Here is a 5,643-nt window from a genome sequence, read left to right as displayed (position 1 = left end):
GCGCCATCGTGCGCGCCCAAATGACGGGCAATGCTGAAGTGGCTGAGGAAGCGCGCACCTTGCTCGAATTTTTGGATGGGGAACCGTTCGGATCAACCGCTTAGAACCTACTCGAGCGCCGGAATCGGGTAGGCGACGGCTAGGGAAGAGACACCGCGGAAAACCGAGCGGCGACCGAGGCGTCCAAAGAGACCATTGGTCAGCCCTCCGAGTGCTGGCTTCAAGAGAAGCGCGACGATTGGCGGTATCCTGGTTCAGGCGTCCGAATGCCGTCCACCGCTATGCCAGACCGGAGGATGCAAAGTCCCTCCCTCGGTGGAAAAGGGTTAGTAGGTGCGGGATCCGTTTCCGACATAATCGATCTATCGGCCACGGCTTGTCGACCTATGGCGACATTACAGGTTACAGTTTTGCACGGTATCCCGGTTATCGGCGGCGCAACGATCGCCGTTGACATGAGAGCCGCCGTCGGCGATGTCGTTGCCACCGGCACCGTCCACGACATTCAGCATATCGTCCCCCTCTCCGCCCCGAAGGATATCGTTGCCTGAACCGCCGCTGGCCCGGTCTCGACCGGGGCCGCCCTCGAGCAGGTCATCGCCCGCGCCGCCCCAGAGGATATCGTTGTCCTCGCCGCCACTGAGCTTATCGTTACCCGTGCCCCCACGGAGCGTGTCGTTGCCGTCGCCGCCGCAGATCAGGTCATCGCCGCCGCGGCCGTCGATCACGTCGTGGCCGGCCAGGCCGACGATGACGTCGTTGCCCGGCGTTCCCCGCAAGACATCATTGCCCGCAGTGCCGACAATCGTCGCCGGCATGCCGAAGCACACGGGCGTCGTCGGCCGGCTGACAAAGAGCACGGCCTGACCCTGACCAGGATTGCCGTCCACGCTTTGGTTCCAGGCACCTATCAGGAGGTCGGTTTTGCCGTCGCCGTTGACATCCCCCGCGCTCGCCAGTACCTGACCGAAGTGGGCGTCATCCTTGGGCGTCGGATGGTCGAGGGTGTGCAGCAAGATGCCATCGGCCCCGCTGAAGATGAAGGCCTGCCCCTGATGTGCATTGCCGCCCACGGTTTGCCTGGGCGCTCCAACCAGGAGGTCGGATTTGCTATCGCCGTTCACATCGCCCGCGCCGGCCACGGCCGAACCGAAGTGAGCACCTTCCTGAGGCAGGGGAGTATCGAGGGTCTGAAGGAGGGTCCCATCGGCCCCGCTGAAGACAAAGGCCCGTCCCTGGTACTCGTTGCCACCCACGTCTTGCAGGTAAGCTCCCACCAGAAAGTCGGGGGTGCCATCGCCGTTCACATCGCCCGCGCCGGCCACAGCATCACCGAAGTGCGCACTTTCCTGGACTATCGGGTCATCGAGGGTGTGCAGCAGGGTGCCATCGATCCCACTCAGGACAAAGGCCCGGCCTTGGCCGCGATTGCCGGCTACAGTTTGCCCGGACGCTCCCACCAGGAGGTCGGGAACCCCGTCGCCGTTCACATCGCCCGCGCCGGCCACGGCCGAACCGAAGTGAGCACCTTCCTGAGGCAGGGGAGTATCGAGGGTCTGAAGGAGGGTCCCATCGGCCCCGCTGAAGACAAAGGCCTGGCCCTGGCCGAAATTGCCCCCCAAATCTTGCGAGGATGCCCCCACCAGGAGGTCGGAAATCCCATCGCGGTTGACATCCCCCGCACCGGCCACGGCATCGCCAAAGTAGGCGTCGTCCTGAGGCGTCGGGTTATCGAGGGTGTACACCAAGGCCCCATCGGCACCGCTGAAAATATAGGCTTGGCCCTGGTCAGCGTGGCTGCCCACATCCTGGAAGGGCGCCCCCACCAGGAGGTCGGGAATCCCGTCGCGGTTGACATCCCCAGCCCTAGCCATGGCTCGACCAAAATAGGCGACAGCCTGGGGTGTCGGGTTATTGAGAATGTGCAACAGACTGCCGTCGGCCCCGCTGAAGACAAACGCCCGGCCTTGGGCATAGTTGCCATCCGCGTTTTGCCAGGACGCCCCCACCAGGAGATCGGAAATCCCATCGCGGTTGACATCCCCCGCACCGGCCACGGCGTCGCCAAAGTAGGCGTCGTTCTGGGGCGTCGGGTTATCCAGAATAAGGGGCACATAGGGAGACTCGGCGTTAGCCGACGCCAGCCAAAATCCGACCAGGACTCCGAGACCGCGCTTCAGGACCATAAGCTGGATTCGGGCACTCAAGGCCTCGCTTGAGAGCCGCCAACGGGCCGGTCCGTTTTCCACGCTTTTCATACGAGTTACTCCCTATCTCTATGGGTATCATCGAACGAAGGCCGCGGTTTTTTTTGCGTTTTTACCGGGCATCGGTGAGTGTGCGAAATTAATGCCATCCGTGGGCGGTTGGGTCGGATCAATGGAATCCGGATTTGGCCGTCAGGCGAGGAATGCGGAGTTGGATCAATGTCACATTCGGAATGAACTTCTCTGTTCGCCGGATAGTCGCACCGCACTTGTCCTTGCAACTGCTGCCTTCAAGAAGCTTGCTTCGTCACATGCAACGACTTGCGGTTCGCGGAATTCGTATTGACACCATGGCGACCGAGCTGTTAGCGTGAAGCCATGAATCGACGGCAGCCCTCCATCCCTCCTCTTCTGGCTCTTACCCCGAGCCTCGGTCTGCTGCTGCCCCGCGCGGGCAAATAACTCACCTCATTTTTTCCTTCGATCGACTGAACACCCTTCACGGGATAACTGCGTCCGTACGACGCCTTTTCCTGGAGTACGACCATGAACCACCTGACGCCCGCCCTACCCCTGCTTCGACTTCAACCCGGTTGCCGGGCCTTGCGTTCGCGGCAGCCCGGCAGCCTTTCCGTCGCCGCAATGGACACTCATCGCATCCGACGAAAACCCAGGAGTCACCGATCATGTTGAAGCAGCCGAACACCAAATACCGTTCCTTTCCCAAGGTCCGACTCGCGGACCGCACCTGGCCCGACCGGGTCGTCACCCAAGCTCCCATCTGGATGAGCACCGATCTTCGCGACGGCAATCAGGCGCTGTTCGAGCCCATGAACGCCGAGCGCAAGATGCGCCTGTTCAAGAGGCTGGTGGATATAGGCTTCAAGGAAATCGAGGTCGCCTTCCCTTCCGCCTCGCAGACCGAATTCGACTTCGTCAGGACTCTGATCGAAGGCGGACACGTCCCCGCCGACGTCACCATAGAGGTGCTCACTCAGGCCCGCGAACACCTGATCCGTCGCACCATGGAATCGCTCTACGGCGCCCGCCGGGCCATCGTCCACGTCTACAACGCGACCGCCCGGCCGTTCCGGGAAATCGTTTTCGGCATGAGCCCCGACCAGGTCATCGCGATGGCGGTTTCCAGCGTGAAGCTGGTTCGGGAACTCGCGCAGGCGCATCCGGACACCGAATGGGTGCTCGAATACAGCCCGGAAGCCTTTACCGGCACCGAACTCGAGTTCGCCCGCGACATCTGCGACGCGGTAGTGGAGGCTTGGGGCGCGACGCCGGAGCGCAAGGTCATCATCAACCTGCCGGCGACGGTGGAGATGGCGACACCCAATGTCTACGCCGACCAGATCGAATGGATGCACCGGAATCTGGCGCGGCGCGAATGCGTCGTTCTGAGCGTCCATCCCCACAACGACCGGGGCACCGCGGTCGCCGCAGCGGAACTCGCGGTCATGGCCGGGGCCGATCGTGTCGAGGGTTGTCTGTTCGGCAACGGCGAGCGGACCGGCAACGTGGACTTGGTGACTTTGGCACTCAATCTGTACACCCAGGGCATCGATCCGGGCCTCGATTTTTCGAACATCAACGAGATCGCGCGGACCGTGGAAGACTGCATCCGCTTGCCGATCCATCCGCGCCACCCTTACGTGGGCGATCTGGTATTCACGGCCTTTTCCGGCTCGCATCAGGATGCGATCAAAAAGGGCCTGGCCCATCAGCGGCCCGATACATTCTGGGAAGTGCCTTACCTCCCCATAGACCCGGCCGATTTGGGCCGTTCCTACGACGCCATCATCCGGGTCAACAGCCAGTCGGGGAAAGGCGGCATCGCCTACCTGCTCGAGTCGGCCTATGGACTGGTGCTGCCTCGCCGGCTACAGGTCGAATTCAGCGGCATGGTGCAACGGCATGCCGACGCCACCGGCGCCGAAGTCATGCCGGACGAGCTTTGGCGAATGTTCTCCGAAGAATATCTGGAACCGGCAACGACCATCCGCTATCTCGAGCATCATCTGTTCGAGCATGGAGCGGTTCAGGGAATTCGCCTGATGCTGGAGACGAACGGCCGGCGGATCACGCTGACCGGCGAAGGCAACGGTCCCATCGATGCCGTGGCTCACGCCTTCGGGGGAATGGTGCGGGTTCAATCCTATGAAGAACGTTCCATGGGACAAGGAGCCGACGCCAGAGCCGCCGCCTTCGTCGAAGTCGCGATCGACGGCATTCCCGGCATCCGCTATGGCGCCGGCATAAACGCCAACATCGTCACGGCGTCGGTGCTGGCGATCGTCAGCGCCCTGAACCGCGGCCTCAACGGCATCGAACCCGAGGCGCGGGAAGAGGTTGTCGCCATTTTGGAAAAGTCCGTGCGACAGGTCGCTTGATTCGCCGGGAAGCGGAACGAGACGAACGGCGTTTGTCGCGAGAGCGAAGTCCAGGGAGGGACTTCGTCAAAAAAAGGAAACCGGCAAACCAATCAGGACGCTGAGAAGCTCATCATATTCTGCGTGCCCGTGTTTCCGTCCATTGGAAGACTTCCATGACGGGACTGCGCTCGGCACGCCAAATTGAAAATCGGTGTACGGACCGATGCGCCATCACTGTTCTTTCAAGCACCGCCGCTTGCATCGCGGCTTGTTGCGATGCCGGATCAACCGAGCCGGACGTAATATCCAGATCTCCTTCCACTCGATCGAGCGCGCTGTCGTCCAGCCTTGACGATGCAATACCCGTTTCTTGCCGGGACGGCTTATCCAAGGCACGAAACTCGGATTGACCATAGGCACTGGTTATGGATGAGAGCACAAGCGATAACAGACCACCCCGTGTGAATGATTTTTTCATCCGGCTCTTCATGATTTTCTGATCGAGGTAAAAAAGCGGGGGAGCGCATGACCGCTCCCCCGCCTGGTTCTCCGGCCCTCATCAGCATTCGATAGGGGCCCGAGGCTTCTCGTTATTTACCGCCAATGCTCTGCTGCGTGACCGACACGATAGTCTGATCGGCGCCGCCCTTACTAAAAAGGGCTAGATTGACCGCAGTTATCGTGGTTACGGCTATGTTCTGGTTAACGTTACCAGCGTTGACCTTACCACCGTTATCTTTCTTAAACGGTATCAAAGTCCCGCCTTCGACGGCAGAGAGTTGCCCTTCGGTCATCGGTTTTAAGCTGGACACCTTGCCCAACGCACGGAAGTCGTTATCGGCCATTGCAGGCCCGGCAACCATAACCGATGACAATACAGCCGCTAATGCATAAGACTTCATAATGGAACTCCTTCTCTCATGATCCAATAATTATGATGACGACGATTTGATCCCAGAGAAATCAAAGTATGCCGATTTTTCACGGAACCCTATCCAACCGGGCTCCGTAACCGAGCTGGCCCGGATTTTACGGACACTAATTCGAACTCCTTT

General features: G+C 60.6%; 4 protein-coding genes. 1 reads left to right on the top strand and 3 read right to left on the bottom strand.

What is annotated here, in order from left to right:
• Positions 1–395: 395 nt before the first annotated feature.
• Positions 396–2,258, bottom strand: a complete 1,863-nt coding sequence (locus ABJK70_RS18995) for an FG-GAP-like repeat-containing protein (protein WP_347258776.1) — start codon at positions 2,256–2,258, stop codon at positions 396–398.
• 632 nt (positions 2,259–2,890) lie between these two features.
• Here ABJK70_RS18995 and leuA point away from each other — a divergent pair.
• Positions 2,891–4,606, top strand: a complete 1,716-nt coding sequence (gene leuA, locus ABJK70_RS18990; protein ID WP_347258777.1) for a 2-isopropylmalate synthase — start codon at positions 2,891–2,893, stop codon at positions 4,604–4,606.
• Between the two features lie 112 nt (positions 4,607–4,718).
• On the opposite strand, the gene ABJK70_RS18985 is transcribed toward leuA, so the two are convergent.
• The gene (locus tag ABJK70_RS18985) at positions 4,719–5,066 is read right to left on the bottom strand and encodes a hypothetical protein (RefSeq protein ID WP_139841056.1); all 348 of its coding nucleotides are present in this window, start codon (positions 5,064–5,066) and stop codon (positions 4,719–4,721) included.
• A gap of 112 nt (positions 5,067–5,178) precedes the next feature.
• Complete coding sequence (locus ABJK70_RS18980) at positions 5,179–5,490, bottom strand: hypothetical protein (protein WP_077728724.1); 312 nt, start codon at positions 5,488–5,490, stop codon at positions 5,179–5,181.
• Between the last annotated feature and the right edge of the window lie 153 nt (positions 5,491–5,643).

The organism is Methylocaldum sp., from assembly GCF_039794385.1.
GTDB lineage: Bacteria > Pseudomonadota > Gammaproteobacteria > Methylococcales > Methylococcaceae > Methylocaldum.
The sequence above is the reverse complement of the archived record's forward strand: the minus strand, read 5'-3'. Positions and strand labels throughout refer to the sequence as shown.

What these genes read in the sequence shown, in the direction of transcription:
- ABJK70_RS18995 (WP_347258776.1), bottom strand. Translation starts at nt 2,258, where the DNA reads ATGAAAAGCGTGGAAAACGGACCGGCCCGTTGGCGGCTCTCAAGCGAG.
- ABJK70_RS18985 (WP_139841056.1), bottom strand. Translation starts at nt 5,066, where the DNA reads ATGAAAAAATCATTCACACGGGGTGGTCTGTTATCGCTTGTGCTCTCA.
- ABJK70_RS18980 (WP_077728724.1), bottom strand. Translation starts at nt 5,490, where the DNA reads ATGAAGTCTTATGCATTAGCGGCTGTATTGTCATCGGTTATGGTTGCC.